25 protein-coding genes and 1 pseudogene are annotated in these 26481 nt (G+C 64.2%); 11 read left to right on the top strand and 15 right to left on the bottom strand.

Features of this window, described 5'->3' with window-relative positions:
• Positions 1-330: 330 nt before the first annotated feature.
• Together ACOKR1_RS06070 and ACOKR1_RS06065 are read right to left on the bottom strand one after the other, a co-directional pair.
• Positions 331-858: an ImmA/IrrE family metallo-endopeptidase gene (locus tag ACOKR1_RS06070; RefSeq protein WP_422935811.1), complete on the bottom strand. Its 528-nt coding sequence runs from the start codon at positions 856-858 to the stop codon at positions 331-333.
• Between the two features lie 40 nt (positions 859-898).
• Complete coding sequence (locus ACOKR1_RS06065) at positions 899-1255, bottom strand: helix-turn-helix domain-containing protein (RefSeq protein ID WP_422935810.1); 357 nt, start codon at positions 1253-1255, stop codon at positions 899-901.
• 101 nt (positions 1256-1356) lie between these two features.
• Between ACOKR1_RS06065 and ACOKR1_RS06060 the strand changes: the two genes are divergently transcribed.
• From ACOKR1_RS06060 to ACOKR1_RS06045, 4 genes and pseudogenes are all read left to right on the top strand, one after another.
• Complete coding sequence (locus ACOKR1_RS06060) at positions 1357-1614, top strand: multiubiquitin domain-containing protein (RefSeq protein ID WP_422935809.1); 258 nt, start codon at positions 1357-1359, stop codon at positions 1612-1614.
• Positions 1615-1624: 10 nt separating this feature from the next.
• Positions 1625-2041 (top strand): hypothetical protein, encoded by a 417-nt coding sequence (locus ACOKR1_RS06055; protein ID WP_422935808.1) that lies wholly within the window; start codon positions 1625-1627, stop codon positions 2039-2041.
• Positions 2038-3462 (top strand): ThiF family adenylyltransferase, encoded by a 1425-nt coding sequence (locus ACOKR1_RS06050; protein ID WP_422935807.1) that lies wholly within the window; start codon positions 2038-2040, stop codon positions 3460-3462. Before ACOKR1_RS06055 ends, ACOKR1_RS06050 begins: the two co-directional genes overlap by 4 nt.
• A 183-nt stretch (positions 3463-3645) precedes the next feature.
• A pseudogene (locus ACOKR1_RS06045) lies at positions 3646-4275 on the top strand (sce7726 family protein); the annotation flags it as partial.
• On the opposite strand, the gene ACOKR1_RS06040 reads toward ACOKR1_RS06045, so the two are convergent.
• The 3 genes from ACOKR1_RS06040 to ACOKR1_RS06030 all read right to left on the bottom strand — a co-directional run bounded on the left by ACOKR1_RS06040 (position 4274) and on the right by ACOKR1_RS06030 (position 6979).
• Positions 4274-4444, bottom strand: a complete 171-nt coding sequence (locus ACOKR1_RS06040) for a beta family protein (protein WP_422936568.1) — start codon at positions 4442-4444, stop codon at positions 4274-4276. The pseudogene ACOKR1_RS06045 and the gene ACOKR1_RS06040 overlap by 2 nt on opposite strands.
• A 163-nt stretch (positions 4445-4607) precedes the next feature.
• Positions 4608-6005: an IS1380 family transposase gene (locus ACOKR1_RS06035; RefSeq protein WP_422933120.1), complete on the bottom strand. Its 1398-nt coding sequence runs from the start codon at positions 6003-6005 to the stop codon at positions 4608-4610.
• An 80-nt stretch (positions 6006-6085) separates the two neighbouring features.
• The gene (locus ACOKR1_RS06030) at positions 6086-6979 is read right to left on the bottom strand and encodes a beta family protein (RefSeq protein WP_422935806.1); all 894 of its coding nucleotides are present in this window, start codon (positions 6977-6979) and stop codon (positions 6086-6088) included.
• Between the two features lie 193 nt (positions 6980-7172).
• Here ACOKR1_RS06030 and ACOKR1_RS06025 point away from each other — a divergent pair, with 193 nt between their 5' ends.
• Complete coding sequence (locus tag ACOKR1_RS06025; RefSeq protein WP_422935805.1) at positions 7173-7757, top strand: hypothetical protein; 585 nt, start codon at positions 7173-7175, stop codon at positions 7755-7757.
• Between the two features lie 276 nt (positions 7758-8033).
• Positions 8034-8231: a hypothetical protein gene (locus ACOKR1_RS06020; RefSeq protein WP_422935804.1), complete on the top strand. Its 198-nt coding sequence runs from the start codon at positions 8034-8036 to the stop codon at positions 8229-8231.
• A gap of 279 nt (positions 8232-8510) precedes the next feature.
• Here ACOKR1_RS06020 and ACOKR1_RS06015 read toward each other — a convergent pair whose 3' ends face one another.
• Positions 8511-9566, bottom strand: a complete 1056-nt coding sequence (locus tag ACOKR1_RS06015; protein WP_422936567.1) for a DNA polymerase IV — start codon at positions 9564-9566, stop codon at positions 8511-8513.
• A gap of 369 nt (positions 9567-9935) precedes the next feature.
• A complete protein-coding gene (locus ACOKR1_RS06010) occupies positions 9936-11642 on the bottom strand; it encodes an AIPR family protein (RefSeq protein ID WP_422935803.1) in 1707 nt (568 codons plus the stop codon).
• Between the two features lie 432 nt (positions 11643-12074).
• On the opposite strand from ACOKR1_RS06010, the gene ACOKR1_RS06005 reads away from it, so the two are divergent.
• Complete coding sequence (locus ACOKR1_RS06005; protein WP_422935802.1) at positions 12075-13163, top strand: hypothetical protein; 1089 nt, start codon at positions 12075-12077, stop codon at positions 13161-13163.
• A gap of 52 nt (positions 13164-13215) precedes the next feature.
• Complete coding sequence (locus ACOKR1_RS06000) at positions 13216-14034, top strand: DUF429 domain-containing protein (protein WP_422935801.1); 819 nt, start codon at positions 13216-13218, stop codon at positions 14032-14034.
• Between the two features lie 159 nt (positions 14035-14193).
• Here ACOKR1_RS06000 and ACOKR1_RS05995 read toward each other — a convergent pair whose 3' ends face one another.
• Entirely contained in the window at positions 14194-14817 is a 624-nt protein-coding gene (locus ACOKR1_RS05995; RefSeq protein WP_422935800.1) for a hypothetical protein, read from the bottom strand.
• A 132-nt stretch (positions 14818-14949) separates the two neighbouring features.
• Here ACOKR1_RS05995 and ACOKR1_RS05990 point away from each other — a divergent pair, with 132 nt between their 5' ends.
• Complete coding sequence (locus tag ACOKR1_RS05990) at positions 14950-15144, top strand: PLDc N-terminal domain-containing protein (RefSeq protein ID WP_422935799.1); 195 nt, start codon at positions 14950-14952, stop codon at positions 15142-15144.
• 540 nt (positions 15145-15684) lie between these two features.
• Here the strand turns inward: ACOKR1_RS05990 and ACOKR1_RS05985 are convergent.
• Positions 15685-16116, bottom strand: coding sequence for a DUF5956 family protein (locus ACOKR1_RS05985; RefSeq protein WP_422936566.1), 432 nt, complete (start codon positions 16114-16116; stop codon positions 15685-15687).
• 678 nt (positions 16117-16794) lie between these two features.
• Entirely contained in the window at positions 16795-18549 is a 1755-nt protein-coding gene (locus tag ACOKR1_RS05980) for a cytochrome c biogenesis protein CcdA (RefSeq protein WP_422935798.1), read from the bottom strand.
• Positions 18550-18738: 189 nt separating this feature from the next.
• Between ACOKR1_RS05980 and ACOKR1_RS05975 the strand changes: the two genes are divergently transcribed.
• Together ACOKR1_RS05975 and ACOKR1_RS05970 are read left to right on the top strand one after the other, a co-directional pair.
• The gene (locus tag ACOKR1_RS05975) at positions 18739-19410 is read left to right on the top strand and encodes a fasciclin domain-containing protein (protein WP_422935797.1); all 672 of its coding nucleotides are present in this window, start codon (positions 18739-18741) and stop codon (positions 19408-19410) included.
• A gap of 1240 nt (positions 19411-20650) precedes the next feature.
• Positions 20651-21664 (top strand): hypothetical protein, encoded by a 1014-nt coding sequence (locus tag ACOKR1_RS05970; RefSeq protein WP_422935796.1) that lies wholly within the window; start codon positions 20651-20653, stop codon positions 21662-21664.
• 362 nt (positions 21665-22026) lie between these two features.
• Here the strand turns inward: ACOKR1_RS05970 and ACOKR1_RS05965 are convergent, their stop codons facing one another.
• The 5 genes from ACOKR1_RS05965 to ACOKR1_RS05945 all read right to left on the bottom strand — a co-directional run bounded on the left by ACOKR1_RS05965 (position 22027) and on the right by ACOKR1_RS05945 (position 26410).
• Positions 22027-22368 (bottom strand): YciI family protein, encoded by a 342-nt coding sequence (locus tag ACOKR1_RS05965; RefSeq protein ID WP_422935795.1) that lies wholly within the window; start codon positions 22366-22368, stop codon positions 22027-22029.
• A gap of 98 nt (positions 22369-22466) precedes the next feature.
• The gene (locus ACOKR1_RS05960) at positions 22467-22925 is read right to left on the bottom strand and encodes a hypothetical protein (protein WP_422935794.1); all 459 of its coding nucleotides are present in this window, start codon (positions 22923-22925) and stop codon (positions 22467-22469) included.
• 40 nt (positions 22926-22965) lie between these two features.
• Positions 22966-24075 (bottom strand): fatty acid desaturase family protein, encoded by a 1110-nt coding sequence (locus ACOKR1_RS05955; RefSeq protein WP_422936565.1) that lies wholly within the window; start codon positions 24073-24075, stop codon positions 22966-22968.
• A gap of 96 nt (positions 24076-24171) precedes the next feature.
• Positions 24172-24375 carry a cold-shock protein gene (locus ACOKR1_RS05950; protein WP_307967627.1) on the bottom strand — a complete coding sequence of 68 codons (204 nt, stop codon included), beginning with the start codon at positions 24373-24375 and terminating at the stop codon, positions 24172-24174.
• 406 nt (positions 24376-24781) lie between these two features.
• On the bottom strand, positions 24782-26410 hold the full coding sequence (locus ACOKR1_RS05945) for an MDR family MFS transporter (protein ID WP_422935793.1): 1629 nt from the start codon (positions 26408-26410) through the stop codon (positions 24782-24784).
• Positions 26411-26481 lie beyond the last annotated feature (71 nt).

Raw genomic sequence — 26481 nt, 5'->3', positions numbered from 1 at the left:
CGCGCCCGACCCACGAGTGCCATCAGAGCTGTAGCCAAGACCAATCTCGAACGGCTCGGGGAGGTGAGTAGTCGCCTGGCTGCTTTGGCCGAGACAGAGTCTTTGCCTGTTGACTTCGCCACCAGCGCGCAGCAGTGGATGAAGTGAGCGATCAGTTCCCGATGCGCTTCGGCCCATTCGTCGCCAGCTTCAAGCAGGAGGAGGGGGTCGATGAACAGCTCAGTGTCCACCGCTAGGTGAGGGTCGAACCAGTCGTCCTGCTCGGTCCGTCGGATACTGAAGTGCTCCGAGAATCTCATTCTTTTATGTACCGTCCTCCAGGCCTGCTCGCTACCGCCGCCGGTAGTTTCTCGCCCGGCTTACGCGTTTTACGGCACCGGTTGCATTTAGGCGACGCTGCACCATCTGCGTACTCACTCCGAAATGTGCTGCCGCGCCTTCTTTGCTCCAGCCCAGACGAACGATAGACAGCGTCGCATCCTCAGAGATGAGCAGAATACCGGCGAGCCACTCGGCTTCGTCTTCGATGTCCTGATTCCAATCACGGCAGCCACGAGCATCCATTGCTGGAGTTGGTGGGTGCTGCAGGAGGCTGTGCGCAAGCTCGTGGGAGAGGTTGCTGTGCTGCCGCACGGGACTGTGGGAGTCGTTGTGCACGATCGTGCGACGTCGGCCAGCGAAGATCGTCGCAGCAGAGAAATAGCTCCGTTCTCCGTTGAGCAGGCACAAGATGGCCGGATTCTCGTTCGCAAAGCTGCTCACTTCCCAGATCGGTATCTCGAGGTAGGCGGCTAGCCGGTAGGGATCGAACGCGTCCATTGAGCTCAGACCGAGCTCCGCGCGGATGTCTTCCGCCAAGGTGTTGGCTTCTGTCTTAAACCCGTACCGATACCCCATGTCAGCCCTTCGTGCGCAACCTCTGATACGTCGCCTTGATCAGCTCGTCCATTGCTGCTGCGGCTTCGCTGGTCAGGTTCTTGTCGCTACGAAGGTACGTCGAAATCATCGCCAGAGGCTCTGGTCCAGGCACCTCGGCGTCGCTGCGAACATAGTCATCCGCACGCAACCCCGACCACGCTGCCAGAGCGGCGAGTCCATCCACGTCTGGTCGGCGACCTTGCGCCATCCGCGTCAACGTCGACGCGCTCACACCCGACTCGGCCGCCACCTGCTTCCAGTTCAGCGTCCTGGCCACGCGCACAGAGTCGAGCGCCTCGTAGAACGCCTCAGCGTCAAACCACCCCTTCTTGTCCATCACTCTTCCTCCTGATTGCGAACTTGCAATCCAACGCCTAGTATGCAATGCTAGAGTAGCAAACGATCACCTATATTGCAATCATCACGGAGGTAGCAGCCATGGCCGAAGAAGCCGCACCGAAGCCTGACAAGAGCTTCAACATCATCGTCAACAACAACCAGGTCCCCGTCACCAACCACTCCTTGACCGGTCTGCAGATCAAGCAGGCAGCGATCAACGCCGGGGTGCAGATCGAGATCGGATTTCAGCTCGCGGAGATCAAGAACAAGAAGCGCAAGATCATCGGTGACAACGACACCGTCGGAGTCTCTGAGGGCTCACAGTTCGTGGCCACCGCAGGCGACGACAACTCTTAAGGAGTACCCGGTGGCAGTGACACCTGAAATCGAGACTGCGATCGCCGAGATCCAGGACCAGCACCCGGACGCGAACGTCTCCTTCATCGCTGACGGCGACGGTGGTGCCTTCGTGACCGTGGACACGGTGCCGCTTGAGTCTCAGTACTCGCAGGCTGAGACGTGGATTAAGTTCCACATCACGGTGAACTACCCGGTGGCCGACGTGTACCCGCACTTCATCGACCCTGCGGTGCGCATCAAGGATTCCACCCGTCCGGAGACCACTCCACTGGGCGAGGGGACGTCGCTGGGCAACTTCCAATTTGCGGGCGCGGAGCTTCGAGCGATCCAGGTGTCGCGCCGCTCGAATCAGTTGGACTCAGCCGTGGACAGCGCGGCGCTCAAGTTGGCCAAGGTGCTGTACTGGCTGGAGGCCCGGACGTGAGCGCGTCATTGCACATCCCGGAAGAGATGATGAGCGAACTGCACTCGCACCTTTTCCCCGGGGACCACGACGAACACGGGGCGGTGATCGCGGCATCCGTCATGGAAACAAGCCGCGGCACGCGGCTGCTGGCACACCGGCTATTTCTCGCGGTCGACGGTGTCGACTATGTCCCGGGGCAGTACGGATATCGCATGCTCACGGCCGATTTCGTCATGGACTGTGTCCTGGAATGCGCCGAGTTGAAGATGGCATATCTTGCCGCACATTGCCATGGCGGTTCGACCAGCGTGGGCTTCTCGCAGACCGATATGCAGTCCCATGAGCGCGGATATCCGGCACTGCGGGACATCGTGAACGGACCGCCTGTTGGAGGCCTGGTCTTCGCCTCAGATGCTGTTGCGGGCGACATCTGGTTCCCGGATGGTCACCGTTCTGACCTCGATGTGATGGTTGTCGCTGGATACCCGCGGCGCATCCTTCGTCCTGAACCAGAACTGGCACCTGCGGGTGCTGGCGAACAATTTGATCGTCAGGCCCGCCTTTTTGGCGACCGCGGTCAGGAGATCCTAAAGAATCTGAAAGTTGGCGTCATTGGTGCTGGCGGGGCCGGATCGATCATCATCGAAAACCTCGTGCGGCTTGGGGTTGGCGAACTCGTTGTCGTCGACCCTGACCGCATTGAGCCTTCCAATCTTCCGCGCGTGGTCGGAAGCAAGCGCGGGGACACGCTCCCGCAACTGACGCACCGTCGGCTGGGACGAGTCGGAAAGTTCTTCGAACGCTTCCGGGCGACCAAGGTCCGGATCGCAAAGCGTCATGCTCGCGAAGCAGGCCGCACCCGAATGGATGCTCTTCCCATTAGCATCATGGAACCCCGTGCAGCCGAAGCACTTGTCGACTGTGACCACCTCTTCCTTGCGGCCGACACCATGCAGGCCAGGTTGGTCTTCAACGCACTCGTCCATCAGTACTTGATCCCTGGAGCACAGATGGGCGTCAAGGTCCAGATCGACAAGGAATCGGGCGCAGTAGTGGACATGTTTGCTGCGAACCGACCGGTCATTCCGGGCAAAGGCTGCCTCTTCTGTAACGGGCTCATTGACGCTGGACGACTCCGCGAGGAAGCCACTGATCCTGAAGAACTGCGCCGACAGCGCTATGTCGACGACGACGATGTCCCGGCGCCGAGTGTCATCACGATGAACTCCGTTTGTGCATCGTTGGCCACGAACGGCTTCTTGATGTCGGTGACCGGCCTCCTAGACCCAGTCGACTTTGGCTGGACGAAACACGATCCCCGCACCGGAGAGTTCTTCGAGGAGGAGCCTCGCGCCGACGAATCGTGCCAAGAGTGCTCAGAGGAAGGTAGGCGCGGCCGTGGGCCAACACGTCGTCTTCCGACCTTCTACCGTGGATAGTGCTGATTCGTCAGCTTCACGCCACAGGACCCAACTTCGGTGTTCCATACGCTCCAGGTGAGAAATCCGCTGCCCCGCCTGCCTTGACATCGACGACCGGGCGCATGGGGCCAAGCACCGCGCGGAAACACGGCGGATCCTCTGAGCTCGAGCCTTGGAACCCGGCCGCGCGACTGTCACGCCATGGTGAAGCCTGAACGGCTCAGCCGTCGCCGGACCAATTATCGTCCACCCGCCACCAGCCTCCGCCCTAGCGCGGGGGATAGTATCAACGTCATGGTTCCGGTAACCGAAGCGGAAATTCGCGCGTGCGTACGTGCTCAGGAGACCGATGACACTGGCCGGAATCGGCTTGTCGACGAGTTCGTCATTGGAGATCAAGGACGAATCGACCTCGCTGTAATCGGACGATCCTTCCGAGGCTACGAGATCAAGAGCGATCTAGACTCTCTCTACCGACTGCCGAGACAGATGGAAGTATTCGAGCAGGTCTTTGACTACTGCACTCTCGTCGTCACGAAACGGCACCTTTCCGCAGCAAGAGAATCGATCGCTGCGGGTTGGGGACTCGCCGTCGTTGCAAGAACCGAGCAAGGTACCCTCACCTATCGCTGCGTTCGCCGAGCCCGCCTGTCGAAGCGGCAGAGTGAAATCGCTCTCGCGCGCCTCCTTTGGCGTGACGAAGCGCTTGCCGCACTGGACTTCCTTGGGCATTCTAAAGGTCTGCGCTCCAAGCCGCGCGACGTCCTCTGGGCCAAACTTGCTGATGTCGCATCTCTCGATGAGCTGAGAGCCCTTGTGAGAGATAGTCTTATGGTTCGCCGTGGGTGGCGAGACGGAACAGCACCACATGCAGATGACGGGACATCGCCGCCCGAAGGTGTGTCGTCGCGTTTCCTGGCCCGGAGGCTCCGGATGCCACGTCGATGATCTGCCGGTCCCCCGGACTGAACCGCGGGCCGCTGTAGTACGGCGCCGCGATGATGGCCTTAGCCTCGGTCTTTCATGTGTTCGGCTGGGCCGAGGGCCTCGCAGCTCGATCCTGATCGATGTCTTGTGATGCGGTCGTGGGCATGGCGGAGTGCCGGCTGGCGCTGCCGGGCTGCGGTTCTCCGGTTCCTTCGGTCGTGGGCGGACGGGTTCGCTCAGGCAGGTTTCGGGATGGCTGCGATGTTGGCGAAGACCGCGACAATCGCTGGGGCCCAGGGCCAGGTCTCGGGGATCCGGAGCCATCGACGCCGGGCGCCGTGGACCAGTCGGGCGGGGACGTGCAGGAACCGGTAGCGCAGGGCTTTGGGCTCGCAGGCCGCGAGCACTTCGGCGTCGCCGGTGAAGGCGAGCATGCGGGCCCACGCGGTCAGGTCCGCGGCGATCTGGGCGAGCATGAGCCAGGCCTGGTTGATCGCGAAGTCCCGGGACGGGAACCGGCCCAGGCCGGTGTCCTTGGCGTGGCGGATGCGGTCCTCGACGCGGGCGTGGGCCCGGTGGCGGGCCTCGAGGAACGCCAGCTGCCCCGTGGCCGTGTTGGTGGCGAAGGCCTGGTACCGCCACCCGTCGGCCTCTTCGAACAGGGACAGCTGTGCGCCGGGGTGGGGGCGTTCCCGGCGCACGATCAGGCGCATGCCCTCCGGCCAGCCGGTCAGGTCCAGGAGCCCGGTGAGCTCGGCTATGTCGCCGCCGTCCCTGATTCCGCCGTCGGCGTCCAGGGCCGGGGCCCATACCCGGGCCGGGATCTGGGCGATGGCCTCGCGGATCTTCTCCGTGATGGCGAACCCGACGCTGTATTCGACCCGGCGGCCCCGGACCCTGCCCTGGCGATCGAGCCAGTCCAGGAGCTGGTGGGAGGCCCCTGCCCCGTCGGAGCGGACCAGGATCCTCTTTCTGCAGGCTGCGGGGATCTGGGAGATCGCCTCGGTGAGGACCTCGATGTGGTCTGCGGCCGTGTTCGACCCGGCGTTGCCGGGCCGGAGCCTGGCGGCGAGGAACTCGGAGGTGTTGTCGCACCAGACCCCCAGCGGGTGGAACCCGAAGGTCCGCTTGAACGTCGGCGCGGCCTTCTCCTTCTCGGAGTGCGCGACCACGACCGTCGCGTCAACGTCCAGCACGACGGTGGAGCCGAGATCAGCTCCGGCGGCCTTCGACGACGGAATGCCGCCACGGAGTCCCAGCTGCGCCCACACGTTCCTGCGGACACGGGCCCGGGCAGACTGGATCTTCTTCAGCCTCGCGGCCGTGGTCTCGTCCAGCGCCCGCCACACGGTCGCCGGCGACGCGACCGGCCCGAGCACCTGGGACTGGTGGCGCAGCACGTCGATGTCTGCGATCGCCTCCCCGCCGTCGGCGAGCATCACCGCCACGTCCGTCAGGACCCGGCCCCGGTCGTGGCCGGGAATGAACGCCCGACGCGCCATCGCCTTGGACAGCTCGGCCGTGAGCCCGGTCCGGTCGGACAAGAGCCGCAGCGCGGCGCTGCCCGCGTGGGCCACCACGCCGGTGCCGTCAGCGGTGACATGCAGACCGGCCGACCACGAAGTACGCTTCACCTACGGAGTGCCTTCCATTCAGGGGTTCTTGAGACGTCGCAATCCCAAGTCTTCCCTGATCAGAGGGCACTTCCGTGTTTCTACGCGCCGATCATCCAGCCCTGCCGTGGAAGATCCGGGTTAGCCAGCGCTCTGTATTGAGGACTTGGACCAGTCTTCGAGTGAGCACGATGAACGCGCCACTCCCGATCAGTCGCATACTTGATATTCGGGATCGGTGCGAAGGGCGCATTGCCGTAGGACGGAAGGCCCACTGCATAGTCGCTATAGATTACCTCGCGTTCCGCGTCTGACTGAAGGGCGACAAAAGCCGCGGCATCGTATCGAGGAAGAACTCCCACCGAATCCTTGGCGACAACATCGCCCACCACTTGAGGGAACGCCGAGAACGCAACCGCGACGTTCCGCCACATCCCGAGGTTCGGCAGACTGGACAGCGCGCGGGCTGCAACAGCGGCAAGAATCGCGGGAGCCTCCTCCCGCAGCAGTCCACAGTCCACGAGAAGGTCGACGTGTGCTTCGACGACACCCAGGGCATCCAAAGTCGCTGCAATATTGCCCGACGTGTCAGCGTCTGGATCAACAATGTCCTCCACGTCAAGGCGAAGGACAACTCCGCGAGAATCACGGGCGATGACTTGGCGAACAGCCTCGAGGACTTCCTGGGTCTCGGTCTCCGTCACGACCGGTACTGCCTTCGTCCGTGACGCGAGAGCTTGAAAGAGCGAAAATATCCGGCCGGCAAAGTCATACTCGGTTTCTCCCTGCAAATTGACGCAATGCACCCAAACCACATCGTCGGCGTGCGGCCACGCCTTTGACAGCATGTCAGCGGTGGCCTCCATCTTGGCGACCTCCAAGAGTGGCACGAGCCGCTCAGGCGGCGCCGTCTGCAGTGCATCAAGTTCGGCCTGCTTGGCCTTGAGGATCGGTACGTACGTGTCGGACGAGAAAGTGCTCAGTGGTGCGGCCATGATCCCAGTATGGAACCTATACGCAAATGCTAGCGACATGACATGCGGCGAGCTCGCGGAGGTCTACGTCAAACGGGAGGGACTTCAGCGCAGCGCTAACGCAACCTTTCCAACAAAGTCGCGAGCATACACGGGGCGAAAACCAGCATCGCTGCCTTCTTGATCTGGCATGCTTTGGTCATGGGCGACCGTGATGAATCCTTCGGCATTCTCGACGCTGATGGCTGGGACGAACTGCAACGCGGCAATCGTGGCCTCGTCTCCAGCTTATGACGAAATACTCCATGAAGTGACAGATCACGCCCGCGCAACGAACAGCATCGGTAAGGCTGATGTGGGGGCTCTGCTGTTCTGGAAACGCCTTAGGGCTGATACGCCATGGGTAAGCGAGCTGATGATCATGAACGATTCAGAGGTGCGCGCAATCACCGCCAAGACGATGCTGGACGTACGAGACGAGTCCCCGAGTGTTCCGAAAGCAGCAAGGGCCGGGCGCCGGGCTCTTTCGCCCCTGCCGGGTTTCCAGAGCGGGGACGCGCTGGCGTCAGCTCTGCTGTTCGCGGCGGCGCCGGATCGCATGGCAGTGCACGACCGTCCCGCCCACGCTGGGCTGATGGAATTAGGACTGCCACTGAGCAACGCCCGTGGACGGTACGGCCGGTACATGCTCCTCGTTGAGGATCTGAGAGAAGCTGCCACAAAACGTGGGCACTGCTGGTCGGCACGAGACGTCGACCTGGCGCTCTATCAGCTCGGTGGGAAGATTCCTCGGCCGTAGATTGTCGGAGACCTGTGCTTCTATTCGGCGAACGGGTAGCCATAGCCGAAGGGGAGCCATGCCACTGGTTGCGGAGCTTGGGAACCGGATCGATTCGTCTAAGCTCGACGATGCGGCCTGGGCCAAGCTCAATGCCTCGCCGACTTGGCACGTATGGTGATGCCGGTGTGTAAGACGAGGGCTGTGGCGAAGACGTCTCCGCTCGGCCTTCACTATTTCGCCCATTGGCGGACCTGTGCACTTCAGCACAAACCGCAGTCGGAGCAACATCGCGCGATGACGGCAGCGCTGGCGACGACCATCGACTCGCAAGACGGTTGGCACGCCGTTATTGAAGCAGTTCATCTAGCTCGAGATTGGGTGGCGGATGTCCTGGCGGTCGGCGACGATGGCCAGCGCGTGGCCTTCGAGGTTCAGCGTTCCAAGTCAGACCCCAGCCGAGTATTTTCGGCGATCCGACCAGTACTGGCGTGACCGTGTGTTCCCGGTGTGGATTATCCCGCGCCTTCTGTTGGCCGGATAACTCTACCGCTCATCACCTCGGGGTCGGCAAGGCTTCCCAGATTGTCCCTGCGGGTGAGTTGCTGCGCCTTCCAGTCACTCACAATCTCGAGATTGGCGCCACTGAGAGCCTTGGGACAGTGGTAATCAGCCTCCTGAGCATTGCAATCGGCTGGCCCGGCTGGCAGCCCAGCTGCACAGCGGGCGCGCCTCAGTTCCGCCAGCAGACCCGCACACTTGTTCCCGCCGCCGTCACCACCCACCGCGCGTTGGCGTGTGTCCCCTTCGGGCGTCGTCGGGCATTGCCATTTCGGCCCGCAGGCCGAGGAGTCGAATCGGACGACCCGATTCGATTCCGGCGACGAGGTCCAAGGCCCGCGCGAGGATTTCGTTCCCGTCGAAGGTCTCGGGAATCTTCTTCCCATAGGTCTTGGTAATGAACGGCGCATACCGAACCTTGAGTGTCAGCCCAATCACGGGACGTCCTTCAGCCGCCACATCCTCGAGGACGTGCGCTGTTAGCTCCCTCACGGCGTCGTCCACCTGGGCAGGCTCGGTGAGGTCACGCTGGAAGGTCGTCTCGCGGCTATGCCCGCGGGCAACCCACGGCGTGTCGTCTACAACGCTGGCGCCGTCCCCGCGTCCAAGCTCCACATACCAAGGACCCATCCTGGGGCCGAACTCCGGGACCAAGTCTTGGGGGTTCGAGGCCGCGAGCTCGGCGACCGTGTTGATGCCGAGTTTGGCCAGCCGGCCCGACACTCTGGCGCCGACGCCCCACAGGTCCTTGGTCGGCCGACTGCCCATGACGTCGAGCCAGTTCCCGGCTGTGAGACGGAAGACGCCGGCCGGCTTGCCGAAACCGGTGGCGACCTTGGCCCGGACTAGCGTGTCGCCGATACCTACGCTGCAGTGCAGCTGCGTTCGCTCCAGGACAGCAGCCTGTAGCTGCCGGGCGTAGGCCTCCGGGTTCTCCGTCTCAATGCCCACAAAAGCTTCATCCCAACCCAGGACCTGCACGGTGGCGCCGGGCTGCGCGCGCAGGGTGGCCATCACTGTTTCAGAGGCCTCGAGATAGGCCTCGTGATCGACGGGCAGGATCACCGCGTCGGGCACCTTGCGGGCCGCAATGCGCAGAGGCATCCCGGAACCCACACCGAACGCCCTGGCTTCATAGGATGCCGTCGAGACCACGGCTCGTTCCGTGGGGTCGCCACGACCGCCGACAATGATCGGCTTACCCGCGAGCTCCGGACGCCGGAGCACCTCGACCGCCGCGATGAACTGGTCGAGATCGACGTGCAGCACCCATCGGGTTCCGCTCACGCCACCAGTGTGCCCCACACGCAGCACGGCTTGGCAATGATGCCGAGGCGGTCCTAAAGAACTACGCATCGCGGGGCGGGATCGAGGATCGCGGGGCGTTCCCCAGCGGCGCTGATGACGAACCTTCACGAAAGGTCGGGGCCGGCCCAGAACTTCCTCACGAATACTTGTGGGCCCCAGCGACAGCCAGACCGATTCAGAAATCGGAGTGCGCTTCGAATCCGAGCTTGCCGATGCGTTTGCTCACGCCCTTCCTCTGTGCCGCGCTTCGGTATCGCCGTTGAGAACGACCCCTACGCGGATCAACATCAGTTCAAGGCGCGATCTACCGACGCGCGCCCAAACCACTACTCAGGCACTCTGAAAGTGGGCGATCACCTTCTCAGTGAAGGGAAGCGTGCGGATTTGGTCACGCGAGAGGTCACCGCCAGCGAGACCATCGATATCGGCGGCCGCTTGGGTGAAGACGCGCTCCGCCTTCGTGGTATCCCAATAGACGTCAAGCAACGCTTCTGCCCATGGATCCGCCTCCCGGCTATTGAGACGCGGAACGGCACCAGACTTAATCAATAGCCGGCTCGCCAGGAGTAGATGGTACTTCGCCGACGAAAAACGCCGGTCGAGAGCTCCGTTTCGGAACAGGAACTCAAGTCGGTATAGCGATGAGGCCGAAGCGAAGTACACTGACGGCCTATGCTCCGGGTTCAGGATATTCGAAGGTATACGCTCCAATAGTTGCTTATAGTTTCGAGTTGCTCTATGTGGTTCCGCGAGAACCATGGATGCAAACGACCGAACCAAACTATTGAATGGGAGGATTCGCGTACGTTCAACGGGACTTCCGGCGTACTGCCTGAGACGTCTCTCGAGGTAGAGCCTGCGATCAATCGGCAATGTGTCGAAGTATGACTCAAGTTGCTTCAGGTAGTCGCTCGTGGCAAAAAACTGCTCTTCTTTGACCTCCGTTTGGCGATTGGTGGCTCGAATAATGTCGACGATTACATCCTCGTCGTCAGTGCTGATTAGTCGCAGAGGAACCAACACACTTTCGTCCAGCTTATTACGATTTGACCAGAGTACATTGCAGGTCTGGCACCCGTTGACGACTTGGAACCCTTGGATGGCGAATCTGGTGCCCGTTTGTCGCACTGATCGAGCAATGATAGTCACGCCATTGTTCATGAGCGGGAACCGACTCCGGCGATCTGTATCGAGCGTCTTCGCCATCTCACTGTTTACGGCGTTAGACTCGCCTTGAAAGTCGCGAACATTGTCGTAAAAGATGGTGGAGAGCAAAGTGCCGTCTTCGCCCGCAAGAATCCTGACTAGGTCAGTTCCGGAGATGTAGCCCAAATGGGATTCCGATACACGCGGAATTTCCGGAAACGAAACCCGATTCTGGAAAATAAACTCGCGTTCCACACCGGCGTTCAGAGACTGGTATCGTCGCTGAACTTCCCGGGCGTCGAGCGGAATGAAAGAAACCATTGAGAATAGGTTCAGTTCGTCAATTTCAGTGCGGGATGATGATATGCGACCAACCATGTTTTGATCACCAGCCCACCTCCCGGCCGTGGCATAGTAGACCGTGCATGTCGGGTTGCCATTTCGGAAGAGCCGGGCGTTACTTAGGATATGATGCGAGACTTCGGCCGCCGAACGCACAGCATCATTTCGAGCCAAAGTTGGCGAGTCAGAGAAGAAGTCCTTTACACCATATTCGATCTGTCCGACCTTAGAAGTAGAGAACGACGTCGCAGTTTCAGTTTGGACGAATATGTAGTTGACGTCTAGGGTCGAGCCAGAGGCTGCGAGGTCGTTGATGTCGTCCGGGTCTGTGACCAGCTGGCCATTGACCACGATTGCAATGGCATCGAGCCCGGTGTCCCCGCCGGCCCCCGTCATGACGTTGCTGTAGTCAATGGAGGCGTCGATCTGCGGTGCCACAACGACGTGGGTGACGAAACGCTCGAAGTCCTCAGCCTCTCCGTGGGAAGGCATCCCAGCTTGCTCGAGATACTCTTGAACGAACGCCTTCGTGATTTGGTCAAGTGCCATGTTGAAAAGCGTAGCGCCGGTGAATCGGTCCCGAGACGAAGCCGTTGACGTTGCGGTGCAGCTGGCTCAGCGCTTGGTGGTCTGCTGTCCGAGGATGGGACCGGCTCTTCCCCGCGATTCTCGAGTGCGTCTACCTCGGGTGACGCGATCAACAAGTAGCCCGCTGTCGGTGGTAGGGCGGTCTACCTTGGTGCCCAGCACCGAACCAGAGTCCAGCTTGTCTTGCCCAGCGGAGCGGGCATCCATCGCCCCGGCGCGCCCATTGTCGCGGTGAGCGGGGTCCGGAGTCAGCGGGGGTCCGGTCAGTTGTTTCAGACTCAAGGAACACCCGACTCCTTGCGGTGGAACGGCGTACCAGGGCGTCCCATTTGGCGGCGCCGAGCGATATCGTTCGGGCATCAGTCTCCGCTAACCGAGGATTGGAGGCAGCGCATGGGAATTCTGATCCGCGAGCGTGGCGGCAACTGGAGCGAGCCTGTCATGGGGTACGCGAGCGAGAAGAAGCTCCAGGACACCATCTATGCCCATCCCTCCCTCGTGACGGGGTTGCTCGGCCCCGAAACAGCGCCGGGGATCGCCTGCCGCGAATTCCAAAGCGGGGTCGGCCCGGCCGACGTCGTCGTTCTCGACGCCGAGGGGAATCTCACTTTGGTCGAGTGCAAGCTGGCTAGCAACCGAGAGGTGCGCCGCGAGGTGATCGGCCAGATCCTTGACTACGCCTCACGCATTTGGAAGATGAGTGCAGATGAATTCGAACAGGCGTGGAACAGAGCGGGCGAGGGTTCGCCGTTCGAGGCCTTGGGCGACGCCGATGGGCGGATCCGGGCGGCGCTTGAGGCCAATCTCGAATCAGCCAGGTTCACAATCGTCCTTGCCGTCGACGGCATCAACGACGACCTGCGCCGGATCGTCGAGTTCCTCAACCGGATCACGGTTCCTGAGACCGGTGTCATCGTCGTCGAATTCATGCACGCCAGCGCCGGCACCACCGAGGTTTTGATTCCGACCTCGTTCGGGACGGACTTCGTCGAAACCAAGGCAGTCAAAGGCCCAGACCGCCGAACGGAATGGACCCCGGACATGCTCCCGGAGGCAGTCGGGAATAGGTACCCGAAGGCTTCCGGCTCGTGTAGGGCGTTCCTGCGCGCCGCCGACGATTCCGGGCTCGCGGTCGAGAAGCGGAAGAGCATTGATCCCGGCTGTTCAATCAATGTCTTCAACGGCGAGGGAACGCTTGTCGGCGTCGTCAGGCTCATCGGCTACTCGACCTATCTCGGGCTGGAGCTGGACTTCGCACGCGCTCGGGAGCTCGTCGGCTCGGCCCGTGCACGATTCGAGGCCTTCCTCGATGACATGTCCACCCTCGACCCGCAGCTTCGGGGCAAAGCCGAAGACCTCCGACGGACTGGCTACAAGGACCGGAAGAACCCCGATCTTGCCGCGCTGCCGCCAGACAGTGTCTCAGCACTCGTTCGCTTGATCGCCGAATACAACCATTCTCGGGTCAACGATCCCGGGTAAGCACTCACAGAGCACCGGCTCGCCCCTTCTTTCAGAGAGGCACACCCCCACAATGTTAAAAACTGCCATCGGCATTGATGTCGGGCTCCTCGACGGAAAGGGGCTGGACCTTGTGGCTCTCGACGCCTCGCGCCAGATCCTCAGCCGGGTGCGCCATATCCGCAGCCTCGACCAGCTCAGATTTATGGTTGAGGCTCTCTCCCCCGAAGTCGTCTGCGTCGATTCGCCGTCGCAGTGGGCGGAACCGGGCGCGCGTCGCCCGGCCGAGCTGGATTTGGGGCGACGTGGAATTCACCTGTACGCCACACCGTTCGAAGACCGCGCCGGCCCCTTCCACCGCTGGATGCACGACGGGATCAGTGTCTACATCGCGCTCGCTCCCCTGTACCCGCGCTACACCGGCGGTGGGGTCAGGGGAACGACGGCCGAGTACTTCCCGCACGCGTCCGCTGTCGCCTTGGCCGGACGGATCGGCGATTTCGCGGACAAGGTCCAGTCCCGGCGACAGGTGCTAGCAGAGCACGGGGTGGACGAGTCGGAGCTGATCGGCCCCGACCAGGTAGACGCGGCCCTGGGAGCCCTCACCGGCCTGATTGCTCTGGAAGGGCAACATTCATGGGTGGGCGAAGGTAATGATGCGATGCTCCTACCCGTGCGCGAATTGCCGGAGAAGTTCCAACGCGACAACGCGGCCCTGCCCGCGATGAACCGGGAGCCCGCTGCGCTGGCGTCACTGCCCGGCCCCGGAGAACGCCCAACCTGCCTCTGCGGCTGCGGCCGGACGCCGGTGGGGCGCCGGTCACGGTTCATGCCCGGCCATGACCACAGAGTGAACCCCGCAACGGGCCGGCGGTGGAATGGGCTGCCGTGACTGCACCGCGGCCGTGCGGGATGCGGTAGAAGGAAACTCCGCGCAATGACGGACGGGCCCCAGGCCTGAATCATGAGGGGGCTCAGGCCCGGGGCCCCGCTATGGGTCCCATCAGGCTCCGGCCGCGCCCTCCCGCGGGTCTATCGCATCTCGCTGGTCCTAGCTCGTGACACCGTTGCTGTAGACGTGGCCGAGGTGTTGAACGCTGTAGGAGAACCACGGCCAAGCTACCTGCCACTTGTACAGAAGATCGCGGGAGAAGTCGGTGCCGGATTCGCTGCAGACTTCGGGATTGATTGTCAGCCCCGCACTGTAGTTGACGAAACAAGCGTGGTTCCCCTGGTAGCCGGCGAAGGACTCGCCAACCCAAGCCTTCCATCCGTTGTAGTAGAAGGTTCCGTTGTGCGTGACTGTGTACGCCCCGCCAGTTGTGAACCAAGAGAAGTTCTTCGAATAGACCGGGCCAGAGCTCATGGCAGTCAGAAGTGAACTGCGCTGGGCACTAGACAATGCCCTGTCCGAACTGACCTCTGCAGCGGTCGCCATCCGCCCTTCGGACGTGCGCGCTGTAGTGGTTACTCGGCAGTCCTCGCCACTTAGGTCGGCTCCGGACGCGGCTGCGAGAGCCTTCGCTTGGACGCAGGCGTCGACAACTTGAGACTGTGTTTGCTCGGTTGCCTGGTTGGTGACGTCGGGGCTCGCCGACGCGGACCCACCCGGAACAACCATGAGGTAAACAGCCGGGAGCAACGCCAGAATGGCGGAGAGTGATTTCTTTCTCATCGATCTTTCCTCCGGTTCGGAATCGAAATCTTTCATTTTTGGAGCGCGAAAAAGCGCCGCGCAAGCACGCCTGAAACGGGTCACGACATGTGCTACGGTTCAAATTCGAGACGCATGATGAAAGGGGACGTCATGAACGGCGTTGAAGCACTGGTTGTTGTGATGATCTTTGTCGGCTGGTGTGCGTTGCTCGTCAAGATCACGACCGACATCATCAAGACACAACAGAGCCAGGCTTCAAAGATTGCGTGGACGATCCTCGTCTGGACAATCCCATTGCTTGGACTCGTCGCATGGGCGTACTTCCGCGGGCGCCCTCAAGCTTGATTTTGGTCCGGCACCACCCCCAAAGGACCGACCTGAATGAGATCTATTTCGACCGTAATCGAGGGACTACTTAATTGTCACCAGGCCTCACCACTGAACTTCGGGAATTCTCCACTGAATTTGTAAGTCTCAGCACGGAGACGCGGGTCCCATCCGCGAGTGTCTAGGTCTCAGGCCTCGTGCGGGACGGGGCACCAGACCCTCTGCCTACCGCGACCGATCAGGAGATTCCGAGATCTACCGCAACAGCCTCCCTGTTGCACGACCCCCCTGGTTGCATTGGGAAGCAGGCAGCGCGGGCCTTCGCCGCGCACGAGGCTGCGGCCGCCGCAGCACTGGAGCTGCCGAAGATCCGCAGGGCCTCAGTCCCCACTACTCGGCGGCGAACGGCCGACCCACGGCTACAAACCGGCGAGATCCCGAGCGCTCGTCCACGATGCCCTCGCCGTCGGCTCATAGCTGTAAGCACGCCCGGCCCGTCGCCTGTGGCTGGGAATCTGCCCCGAGATGTCGATGGTGATGCGAGCCTGCTGAGTCATCTTAGGAGTACAAGTCGCCAACCACCCGTTGGATCACAGGATTCCAGCTTTTCGGAGTCGGGGAACCCGCTGGCGGAGCGGTATTGATTTTCCGATGGAGCGTCGAAAGGAACGAGCCCGGTGAATCGCACCCAGCTGGCACACGAAGAAACCAGCGATATCCTCGGGGTCGCGCGGGGATCCCGGCGTCGGAAAGATACTCGTCTATCGAATCTTCGGCTGTGACTCTGTCGCGATCAGCAAGAGGCTCGTAACGCACTTCTGTACCCCCTGCTTGCGACACAGTGACCCTGACCTTCTCCCCTTCACCGGATCTCGGTGCGCGACACACGTTTTCGGGACCCGCGAACCAGGCGATGATCGCGTCCCGACCTGTTTCCTCGAGAAGGACCCAGTTATCGTCTGGTTCAGCTATCTCAAAGTCATTCCACATCGGCTTTTCCATCCTGCCAGATCGGCGTCCGGGCCAGCCACCAACCCGGCTGCGCAAGTGGATCTTCTGAATCTGCTGCATGCCGATCTCGCGGCTGGCCGATGATGGACCAGCTTCAGCAGTCAGCTTCCCGATCTCGTAGCCCGCAGCGACATCGCAAGCGACACGATTGAGCCGACCACGAGGACAACTCCAGATACGACTGGCCATGGCGAGCCGCCACGGGCAGAAGAAAAGACGTAGACGGAGTAGAAACCGAGAATAAGTGCGATCAGAAGCCAGATAGTCGAATTACGATTCATGATGAATTTTTCCTTAGGACGCACTGCGATCTCCGGGCCGCGTCTGAATGACGAACATGGGAGCCGCTGCGCGATGCCACATCCAACGAACCTGATCCGGCTTCCCGAGGTCGACTGGATGCAGCCCGCTCTCTCATCCAAACCGCGCGAACGGCCAATGTCAAGTCAGAGTTGGTGGAATCGGAAGTAAAGTTAGGCACTTCTTAGGCACGTCTCCCGAACTCCCGCGGAATGGCGGCCTTCTCGGCACGTGAAAGTTAGGCACATCTTGGGCATCCTGCGGACCGATCGGGGGTGTCCAGGTCGCCTCCAGGCTCCCAGAGCGGTTCGCTTCGACGCTCCCAGCCACCCCCGGAACAATCCCCCCGCCCCAAACTCACCCGAACGTGAACGAATACAGCTCCAGCCCGGGGCCCGCCGTGACGTCGATGGTTCCCGTCTGCGGCGCGGTTCCGTCGAGCAGCACGTAGGAGCGCGGGGTTCCGTCCACGCTCACGGACCGGTCGCCGTCGGGCGCGTGCACGGTGAGCGTCCCGCGGCCGCCGAGCACGGCCTGGACCTGGCGCGCGTGGAAGTTGAGCCGGACGCCCGAGGGAGCGGAAGCGCCGCCGTCGTTCGCGGTGATCCGCTGGGAGTCGAGGGTCCACTGCCCCGACAGCGCGAACGAGTCCGCGCGCTGGCTCGACGGGTACGCGAACTGCCCGGTCCCGGACTTGTAGGGCTGGTCGCCCGCGTAGTTGACCTGCTTGGCGACGCCAAGGAAGGTCTCCGGCGTGGTGCTCCCCGCGGTCGGAGCGGAGTCCTTGCCCTCGACCGGGCTCGGCAGTGCGGCTCCCGGGTGGGCGTCGGCGAGCAGCTGCCGCACGAGGTTCTCCGTGTTCGCATACCCACCCTCGCCCTGCTGGATGTGCCGCACGTTGCCGTTGGCATCGATGAGGTACTGGGCGGGCCAGAAGCGGTTCCGGTACGCGGTCCAGGTTGAGTAGGCGTTGTCCATGGCCACGGGGTAGTCGATTCCGTGCTCCTTGACGCCAGCCTCGACGTTGCGCTGCTCGCGCTCGAACGCGTACTCGGGCGTGTGGAGGCCAATCACCTCGAGCCCCGCGGCCTTGTACGCGTCATTGAGCTGGACGATGTGGGGCAGGGAGCGCTGGCAGTTGATGCACGAATAAGCCCAGAAGTCGATCAGCACCACCTTGCCGTGCAGCGCGCTCAGGTCGATCGGCTCCGAGCCGATCCACGCGGTCGTCCCGCGGATCGCCGGCGCGGGTCCGCAGTCCTCGAGCGAAGTGGCACCTTGGGTGCAGCGGTCCAGGCCGCGGTTCTCGTCCGTCACGAGGCCCCCGAGGTCGAGCGGGCTCCCCGCCTGCGGAGCGAGCTTGTCCTGGAGCGCGGCCGTGTAGTCGGGGATGAGGCGCTGAAGCGCCGCCGGCAGGTCGAGCGCGAGGCCCGCCGCGAGGGCGATCATGAGCGCGCCGGCCACGATCCGGACGGTCTTCTGGCGCCGGCGGAACGCCTTGAGGCGCTCCGCGAGCCCGCGGCCCGCCAGGGCGAAGAATAGGAGCGGCACGGAAACGCCGAGCGCGAAGGAAAGGGTGAGCGCCACCGTCTCGGGGCCGATTCGTCCCGTCGCGCCGGAGACCGTGATGGCCGCGAGGACCGGCCCCGCGCAGGGCACGAAGACCGCGCCGAGCGCGAGCCCGAGGCCCAGGCCGCCGCGACGCGCATCGACCCGCCGCGTGGGGATCCAGGCGAACGGCTTCTCGAGCCACTCCTCGACCCGCGGCACCATGAGGCCGAGCCCCACGGCGGCAAGGACGCCGATCCCGGCCCAGCGGAACACATCCTGGGGGACGCCCACGAGTCCCAGGACCAGGGAACCCAGCAGCGTGAACGCGCTGAAGCTCAGCACGAGGCCCACGATCACCTGGTAGGGGCGCCAGCGCGAGGCCTCGCGCGGGGGGCGGGCGGCGCCGTCGTCGTCCGTCGGGGAAGGCGCGGACGACGGCGGCCGCTGCCGAGCGCTGTCCAGCCCGCCGGAGAAGAAGATCACGGGGAGGACCGGGAGGATACACGGCGAAATCCCCGTGATGAGACCGCCAAGGAAGCCAATAAGGATGTTCGCCCACATGCCTACCGTTCGGCGCCCTCCGGCGCTCCGGATTGGGGCGGATCCATTTCCTCCGCTGGGTCCGTTCATTCCCGGCGCGTCCAATCCGGCCTCTCCGCCGCTCCGAAGGACAGTCGCAACCACCCCCGCCACGCTCACCGAGAGCACCATCGAGACCCCCGGCGGGACCCCGTGAACAGGAGTGAAGCCATGAGAAGAATTCAGCGCACATCCGCCGCCGTCGGCTTGGCCGCCTTCGCCGCCCTCGGCCTTGCGGCCTGCGGCGGGTCGACGACATCCTCGGGCCCGTCGTCGGCCTCCTCGAGCGCCAAGCCGTCGAGTTCGCCGAGCGCCACCTCCTCGGCGATGTCCACCAAGGACCCCGCCGCAAACCTTGTCGGAACGGGCTGCGCCGCGTACGCGCAGGCGAACCCGAGCGGCCCGGGCTCGGTCAAGGGCATGGCGGCCGATCCCGTGGCGGTCGCGGCGTCGAACAACCCGCTGCTCACGACTCTCGTCCAGGCGGTCTCGGGCAAGCTCAACCCGAAGGTCAACCTCGTCGACACCCTCGATTCGAACCAGTTCACCGTCTTCGCGCCGGTTGACAGCGCGTTCGGCAAGATCGACCCGGCCACCATCACGAGCCTCAAGACCGACGACGCGACGCTCAAGAAGATCCTCACGTACCACGTGGTTCCGGGCCAGATTGACCCGGCGTCGATCGCCGGCGAACACATGACCGTCGAGGGCCAGAAGCTCACCGTGACCGGTTCAGGCAACAGCCTCAAGGTCAACGGCGCCAACGTGATCTGCGGCGGAGTCCAGACCGCCAACGCGACCGTGTACCTCGTGGACTCAGTCCTCATGCCCCCGGCCAGCTGACCTGCGGTTCCTCACTGCACGGGCCGGCCCGGGTGCCGGCAGCATCCCCGATCGCCGTCGTGGCCATGTCCACGGCGGCGATCGCCTCGTGAGCAGCGAACCAGATCTGGGTTCACGGCCGACCAATCCGACTTCGGCACCGCACCGAACCTTGGTCGGACGGCGCCCCTTCGGGTGGTCGCCGGAGTCCGCCGGACGAGCTGGGAGCCGAACGGAGGTGATGACAGTTCGACAGGCCCTAAGCCCCCTCTGTGTACTTCGATTCGCGCTGGTCGCAGCCATCCTGGGATTCGTCTGGCTGGCCTTCGGCGCGGGCACCGCCCGCGCGGATGACACCTCATCGACCGGAGACCTCCTAGGTTCCGTCAAAGGCGTGGCCGCGACCGTCCTTCCATCCGATGCCGGCCCAGCCGTGGGAGCCTCGGGGCCTCAGGCCACCAGCCCGGCAGGGCCGGCGCCGAGCCCTCATGCCCCTGTTGCCACCGGTATCGCTCCGCTCGGTGGGGCTGCCCTCCAGACCGTGAGCCAGGCGGCGCAGCAGGTCACGAATGTCGTTGCGCAGACCGCCGCGCCCGCTCTTCAACCGGTCATGCCCGTTGTGTCGGCTGTAGCCGAACCCATCACTACGCCTTTGACCGCGGTGGCGCCGGCACTCAAACCGGCGGCCCAGAGCCTCGGGCTTACTGCGCCCTCGCCCGTCCCAGCCGGCACGCTGCCGAGCCAGCCTCCCGGCCCAACCGGCAGCGCAACGGCGCCTGCCTCCCCTCCCCCGGTCTTGGCCCCGAATGCGTCTGCTTCGGATCACGCCGGCACATCCGCGGCCGGCGTCGCCACCCGGATCCCCCACACGCAGCAACCACCGTGGGAGCGACGGATGGAGGGCCCGCAAGCTGTTCCATCGATGTCCCCGTCCGCTCCGGTCCAGGTCACACCAACCGGCAGCCCGGGTGGCAGCCCTCGTTCGCCGCCAGCCCCTTCGGCGGTTGCTGCTGGAGCGGGCGGAAGCTCCCCGGTGCTGTCACTGATCGCAGCCGACGACCCCTCTCGGTTGATCTTGCCGCGCACCCGGGGCGGGGATACATCAGCCTTCGGCTTCGTACTTCCCCGATCTCCGATCAACGATCCACGCTTCTCGCCCGACTGACCTTGGCCGCGCTGTGCCTCGACGCACAGCATTCCGCAGCCAATTCGGCCCGAACCGGGCCGAGTCAGAAATCAGTCAGAGTGAGGAAAACACATCATGAAGTCTCTCGTTCGTAACAGCCTGTGCGCCGCGGTCTTCGCTGGCGGCGTGCTCCTCATCGGGGCCTCCGGGGCCTCAGCCGATACCGGCGCCACTCAAGCGGTCTCGTCCCAGGACAACGCCAGCGCGTGGTCGGTGATGTCCGGGACGACGTCCGGGATGACCGACTCCAACCTCGGTGCCGGACTCGGAATCAACGCCGGCCTCAACGCCACCACCCAGAGCACCACCACGGGCAGCGGCAGCAACTGGGTCGGCACCAACGGCGCCAGCACCGGCAGCGCCACCTCCGGGATGACCAACGCCAACCTCGGCGCCGGACTCGGGGTCAACGCTGGCCTCAACACCACCGCCCAGAGCACCACCACGGGCACCAGCCGGGTCGGCACCAGCGGGGCCGGAACGGGCACCAACGGCGCAACCTCCGAGACGACCAACGCCAACCTCGGCGCCGGTCTCGGGGTCAACGCCGGCCTCAACACCACCGCCCAGAGCACCACCACGGGCACCAGCCGGGTCGGCACCAGCGGGGCCGGAACGGGCACCAACGGCGCCACCTCCGAGACGACCAACGCCAACCTCGGCGCCGGACTCGGAGTCAACGCCACCGCCCAGAGCACCACCACGGGCACCAGCCGGACCGCAACCGGCACCAACGGCGCCAGCACCGAGACGACCAACGCCAACCTCGGCGCCGGACTCGGAATCAACGCCGGCCTCAACACCACCGCCCAGAGCACCACCACGGGCACCAGCCGGACCGCAACCGGCACCAACGGCGCCAGCACCGGAATGACCAACGCCAACCTCGGCGCCGGACTCGGAATCAACGCCGGCCTCAACACCACCGCCCAGAGCACCACCACGGGCACCAGCCGGACCGCAACCGGCACCAACGGCGCCACCTCCGAGACGACCAACGCCAACCTCGGCGCCGGACTCGGGGTCAACGCCGGCCTCAACACCACCGCCCAGAGCACCACCACGGGCACCAGCATTATCGGCGGCTAGCGCCACCGTCGAGAGGGGCCGGGCGTATTGCACGCCCGGCCCCTCTCGACCCTCTGGGTTCAGGCAGGCATCGTCATTGAAACGTTGAGCTCTGCCATCCTGGGCGCTATCGCCACCGTGCTCGAGCCAAGCCGCGTGCCGATCATGTGGGCGGTGGAGTCAATTGTCGGGGCGACCAGATCCGGTCTCGCTCCGCTGGGTGCAGTTCTGCTGGCAATCGGGATTGCCCTGCACTGGCTCCGGGATTATCTGCCGGAGGCGCCAACCACCTCCGATACGGACGCCGAGCAAACAAGCCCGTGACGCCTTGCTACCCTCCAACGCAGTGATGCCCACGACCAGACCTGGTCGCGGGCTTACTGTCAGCTGGCGGGATCGTACTGGAACTCGCGCAGCTCCTGCGCGCACCGGCAGGCGACCGCGATCTTCGCAGCCCACTCCAGTGCTGCGTCGCGGGAGGGCAGCTCCAGTATCGTGTAGCCGCCTTCGAGCTGCTTCGTCTGCGGATAGGTGCCCTCGGTCACCGTGCCACCCCCGTCGACAAGGACGGGCGGAACGGCCTCATTGATCCCACCGCCGAACACCCAAACGCCAGCCGCCTTCGCCTCCGCCACCACCGCGTGCGCCTCGTCCGAGACTGTCTGCAGGTCGTCGTGGGAAAGGTCCATGGCTCCACTCGGGAACGAGATCAGGTACTTCGTCATCGTCGACTCCTTCTCCCTTTTCAGAGACTGGACCATCCTCCCCGACCCCGCACTCCGCTCACAAGGCTCGCGCCCCCCGCAATGAACACGGGGTCAAGTCATCCCTGAGCGCCGGAATCCTCGGCGCCGTCATACGCCGCAGCGATCGCAGGGGCAGTTGCCTGGAAGACCGTACCGCCGCCCGGCAGGACCATGTAGGCCAGAAACTCCTCGTCGAAGGTGACGATGCCCGAGGCGACGGCATCGAGCTTGGCTCGGATCAACAAGGACAGTTGCCGCCAAGCTTGGCGGGCGGCTTCCTGAGCGGATTTGGATTCGTGAGGCCTGCTGCTCGGCTGTATCCAATCGTGCGCCCGCTCGGCCTGCGAATCGGCCTGTCCGAGTGGCGAAAGGAGCATGCGGAACGTCCGGCCACCCAAGCTGAAGAAGACGGCTGCCCTGCGGTATTCCGAAGCGATACGCAATCTGCTGGCACCGAACTCGGCGAGCATCTGCCGGATCTCCTCTTGAAACACCGAGGAGCTGAGCGAGGCGCCCCGGACGTAGTTGTGGCTCATAGCTCAGCTACGTCCAGTCGGTGCCTCGAGCGCCAGGCCATTACGCGCGCCGGTACCGGGCGGTGAGGGGGCACTCGAAGGGGTCGCGCGCCGCGAGCCCGACCCTGTTGAGGTACGAAATCACGATTCCGTAGGAGCGCCAGATGCTCGTCTCGGCGTACGGGACGGCGAGCCGCGTGCACTGCGCGCGCACCATCTTGCGAGCACTCGCCAGATGGGGGCGGGGCATGCTCGGGAAGAGGTGATGCTCGATCTGGTAGTTCAAGCCGCCCATGAGCCACGTGGCCCACCAGCCCCCGGAGATGTTCCGCGAGGTGCGCACCTGCTTGGAGAAGAAGTCGAGCTTCGCGTCCCGGGCGATCACGGGCATGCCCTTGTGATTCGGGGCGAAGCTGGCGCCCATGTAGATGCCGAACACCGCGAGCTGGACCCCGAGGAACGCGAATCCCATTCCGAGCGGGAGCAGCAAGAAGAGCGGAAGAACGACGACGGCGAAGCGCACCGCGAGCAGGCCCAGCTCGGCCCAGCGGGCCTTGACCGGCCCTCGGGAGAAGAGGTGGCGGAAGCTGAGGTAGTGAAGGTTCAGACCCTCGAGGGTCAGCAGCGGGAAGAACAGCCATCCTTGACGGCGGGTGATAAGGGCACGGAGGCCCCTCGCCTTCGATGCGTCTTCCTCGAGGAAGGAGATGGTGTCGACCTCGATGTCGGGGTCGCGGCCCACCTTGTTCGGGTTCGCGTGGTGGCGGGAGTGCTTCGAGTCCCACCACGAATAGCTCATCCCCACGGCCGCGCCCAAGATTCGGGCGAGGTGATCGTTCGCGCGTCCCCCAGCCAGAATCTGGCGGTGCCCGGCCTCATGGGCGAGGAACGCCACCTGAGTGAACAGGATGCCAAGCGCCGCTGCGATCAGAAGCTGGAACCAGCTCTCTCCGAGCAGAATCGAGCCGGTTACACACCCCGCGAGCCCCACCGCGAGGACGCCGCCGACCATCGAGTAGAACCACGGGGTACGGCCCAGGAGGCCCTTCTCGCGGACCGTCTGGGACAGCTCAAGGTACGCCTTGGTCAGGGGAGGGAACGTCTCCGCGCCCGCGTAAGTCTGAGGACTGGAAGTGACGTGGGGGGCGGGGCTGGAGACTGTTGTGATCAGAGCACCTTCTCTGGGAGCGCCCAAAGCGCTATGGGGAAGCGGGTGTGTCCGTGCGGGCGGAAGGCAGACCGCGATCCGCCCGCACGGCTCTTGAGATCAGAGGGGGCGAATGTTCGCAGCCTGCGGGCCCTTGGGGCCGCGCTCGGCGTCGTACTCGACCTTCTGGCCATCTTCGAGGGAGCGGTAGCCCTGCGTCGCGATCGCGCTGTAGTGGGCGAAAACGTCGGGGGTGCCGTCGCTGGGCTCGATGAACCCGAAGCCCTTCTCGGAGTTGAACCATTTGACGGTGCCAGTGGCCATATCGTCTTTTCCTTCTGTTGAGATCGGCCGTGAAGACAGCCGGGGTGTGCCGCGCCGACGGCGCCGACGCGGACGTGAGTGGGATGGATGAGCGAGTCGAATCCGTACCCTGCCCTTCGCGGAAAGGCGAGGGGCGAAAATCTGGGGAAGCCGTGCAGGGACGTCGCGGGAGGTGTCGGCCATGGTGCCAGAGACAGGCGGACGTGGGCCGTGGTTCCTCTTCAGCCACGGATCCTTGCATCGTGCAGCGGCGGCCGCTCGCGTCTCTGACGTAGACCGCTGCGGCGAATACGGGGGGCTTTCGAATCGAAGGCCCCGGTCGGACGACCATTTGGGAAGTCCGCGTTCGTATGAGTCTACAGGACGTCGAGATAGGTTCTCGTGCGCCGGCGGCCCCGCTCCGCGCTCACTGAACCCCGCGCCGCTGACTCAAGCGCCTCCCAAATCGTCGCACTCCCGGCCCCACGTGCCGCCCGCGCTCCCCCGCACGGCCGGCCCCCGCCGTCGTCCGTTCATTGTCCTCGGACCCGCGCAAGGGGACCTCTCGCAACGTCAGCACGAGGACGAAGGCGAGGGCGATGATCGGGATCGCGTAGACGAACATCCCGGTGAGCGCGTTGGAGAACGCGAGCTCGAACCCCTGCCGCAGCGCTGCCGGCAGCCGCGAGATCAGCGCCGGGGTGATGGAGTCCGTGCTCGGGAGGCGGGACGCGGCCACCGCGGGCAGGTGCTGCGCGAGCTGGTCGGTGAGGCGGCTCGTGAAGATCGAGCCGAAGATCGACACCCCGAGCGAGCCGCCCACCAGCCGGCCCAGCGTCACCGTCGACGTCGCGGTCCCCACATCCGGAATCGCCGCGGCGTTCTGGGCGATGACGACCATCACCTGCATCGTCAACCCGATCCCCAACCCGAGGATCACCATGTACAACCCCGAGGTGAGCCGATCCGTGGCCACGCCCATCGTCGAGAGCAGATAGAACGCCGTCCCCACGACGAGCGCGCCCACAATCGGCGACCACTTGTAGTGCCCGGTCCGGCTGATGATCTGCCCCGAGACCCCGGCGGCCACGATGAGCCCGGCCATCATCGGCACGAGCAGCAGCCCCGAATTCGTCGCACTCGCCCCAGAGACGATCTGCAGGAACAGCGGCAGGAACGCAATCCCGCCGAACATCGCGAAGCCGACGATGAAGCTCACGGCCGCGGCGACGTCGAATGCCGGGAGCCGGAACAGCCGCAACGGGATGATCGGCACGGCCGCCGCCCGCTCGGCGAACACGAAGCCGACCAGGAGGACCACTCCCGCGGCGCCGAGGGCGTAGATGGTGGGCGAGTTCCAGGCGACGGTCGTGCCGCCCCACGTTGTCAGGAGCACGATGCACGTCAGGGCACCCCCGAGCAGGACGGCGCCGAGGAAGTCGATGCGCCGCTCCCCTTCGCGGCGCGGCACCCTGAGCACTTTACTGACGACGGCGAGTGCCACCGCGCCGATGGGCAGGTTGATGTAGAAGATCCATCGCCAGGAGACGTAGTCGGTCAGGTAGCCGCCGATGAGCGGCCCGGCGACCGACGCGAGGCCGAACACGGCGCCCATGTAGCCCTGGTATCGCCCGCGTTCGCGGGGCGTGACGATGTCCGCGATCGTCGCCTGGGCGCCGACCATGAGCCCGCCGCCGCCCACGCCCTGCAGGGCCCGGAACGCGATGAGCTGCGCCATGCTCTGCGACAGCCCGGCCGCCACCGAGCCGATGAGGAAGACGACGATCGCGATGAGGAACAGCGGCTTCCGGCCGTACAGATCGCCGAGCTTGCCGTAGAGCGGCATCACGACCGACGACGCGAGGAAGTACGCCGTCACGACCCACGAGAGCTCTTGGAGCCCGTTGAGCTCGCCGACGATGGTCGGCAGGGCGGTGGCCACGATGGTCTGGTCCATCGCGGCGAGGAGCATCCCGAGCATGAGTCCGGACATCGCCGTGAGGACCTGACGGTAGGTGCGCGGCGCGGGGACGGAAGCGTCGAAAGCGGCTGACATTGCCTCGACCTCCAAACAGCGAGGAGCCTGTTCGGTCTCTCCGTTCAGGCTACGCTCGGCGGGCTCGGCTG

Source organism: Sinomonas sp. P47F7, assembly GCF_049332655.1.
Classification (GTDB): Bacteria; Actinomycetota; Actinomycetes; order Actinomycetales; family Micrococcaceae; genus Sinomonas.
Note: the sequence above shows the minus strand (reverse complement) of the source record. Positions and strands in the feature narration are given on the sequence as shown.

What these genes read in the sequence shown, in the direction of transcription:
- ACOKR1_RS06000 (WP_422935801.1), top strand. Translation starts at nt 13,216, where the DNA reads ATGTTAAAAACTGCCATCGGCATTGATGTCGGGCTCCTCGACGGAAAG.
- ACOKR1_RS05995 (WP_422935800.1), bottom strand. Translation starts at nt 14,817, where the DNA reads ATGAGAAAGAAATCACTCTCCGCCATTCTGGCGTTGCTCCCGGCTGTT.
- ACOKR1_RS06030 (WP_422935806.1), bottom strand. Translation starts at nt 6,979, where the DNA reads ATGGCCGCACCACTGAGCACTTTCTCGTCCGACACGTACGTACCGATC.
- ACOKR1_RS06025 (WP_422935805.1), top strand. Translation starts at nt 7,173, where the DNA reads ATGAATCCTTCGGCATTCTCGACGCTGATGGCTGGGACGAACTGCAAC.
- ACOKR1_RS06060 (WP_422935809.1), top strand. Translation starts at nt 1,357, where the DNA reads ATGGCCGAAGAAGCCGCACCGAAGCCTGACAAGAGCTTCAACATCATC.
- ACOKR1_RS06020 (WP_422935804.1), top strand. Translation starts at nt 8,034, where the DNA reads ATGACGGCAGCGCTGGCGACGACCATCGACTCGCAAGACGGTTGGCAC.
- ACOKR1_RS05960 (WP_422935794.1), bottom strand. Translation starts at nt 22,925, where the DNA reads ATGAGCCACAACTACGTCCGGGGCGCCTCGCTCAGCTCCTCGGTGTTT.
- ACOKR1_RS05970 (WP_422935796.1), top strand. Translation starts at nt 20,651, where the DNA reads ATGAAGTCTCTCGTTCGTAACAGCCTGTGCGCCGCGGTCTTCGCTGGC.
- ACOKR1_RS05980 (WP_422935798.1), bottom strand. Translation starts at nt 18,549, where the DNA reads ATGTGGGCGAACATCCTTATTGGCTTCCTTGGCGGTCTCATCACGGGG.
- ACOKR1_RS05965 (WP_422935795.1), bottom strand. Translation starts at nt 22,368, where the DNA reads ATGACGAAGTACCTGATCTCGTTCCCGAGTGGAGCCATGGACCTTTCC.
- ACOKR1_RS05985 (WP_422936566.1), bottom strand. Translation starts at nt 16,116, where the DNA reads ATGTGGAATGACTTTGAGATAGCTGAACCAGACGATAACTGGGTCCTT.
- ACOKR1_RS05990 (WP_422935799.1), top strand. Translation starts at nt 14,950, where the DNA reads ATGAACGGCGTTGAAGCACTGGTTGTTGTGATGATCTTTGTCGGCTGG.
- ACOKR1_RS06005 (WP_422935802.1), top strand. Translation starts at nt 12,075, where the DNA reads ATGGGAATTCTGATCCGCGAGCGTGGCGGCAACTGGAGCGAGCCTGTC.
- ACOKR1_RS05945 (WP_422935793.1), bottom strand. Translation starts at nt 26,410, where the DNA reads ATGTCAGCCGCTTTCGACGCTTCCGTCCCCGCGCCGCGCACCTACCGT.
- ACOKR1_RS05975 (WP_422935797.1), top strand. Translation starts at nt 18,739, where the DNA reads ATGAGAAGAATTCAGCGCACATCCGCCGCCGTCGGCTTGGCCGCCTTC.
- ACOKR1_RS06065 (WP_422935810.1), bottom strand. Translation starts at nt 1,255, where the DNA reads ATGGACAAGAAGGGGTGGTTTGACGCTGAGGCGTTCTACGAGGCGCTC.
- ACOKR1_RS05950 (WP_307967627.1), bottom strand. Translation starts at nt 24,375, where the DNA reads ATGGCCACTGGCACCGTCAAATGGTTCAACTCCGAGAAGGGCTTCGGG.
- ACOKR1_RS06010 (WP_422935803.1), bottom strand. Translation starts at nt 11,642, where the DNA reads ATGGCACTTGACCAAATCACGAAGGCGTTCGTTCAAGAGTATCTCGAG.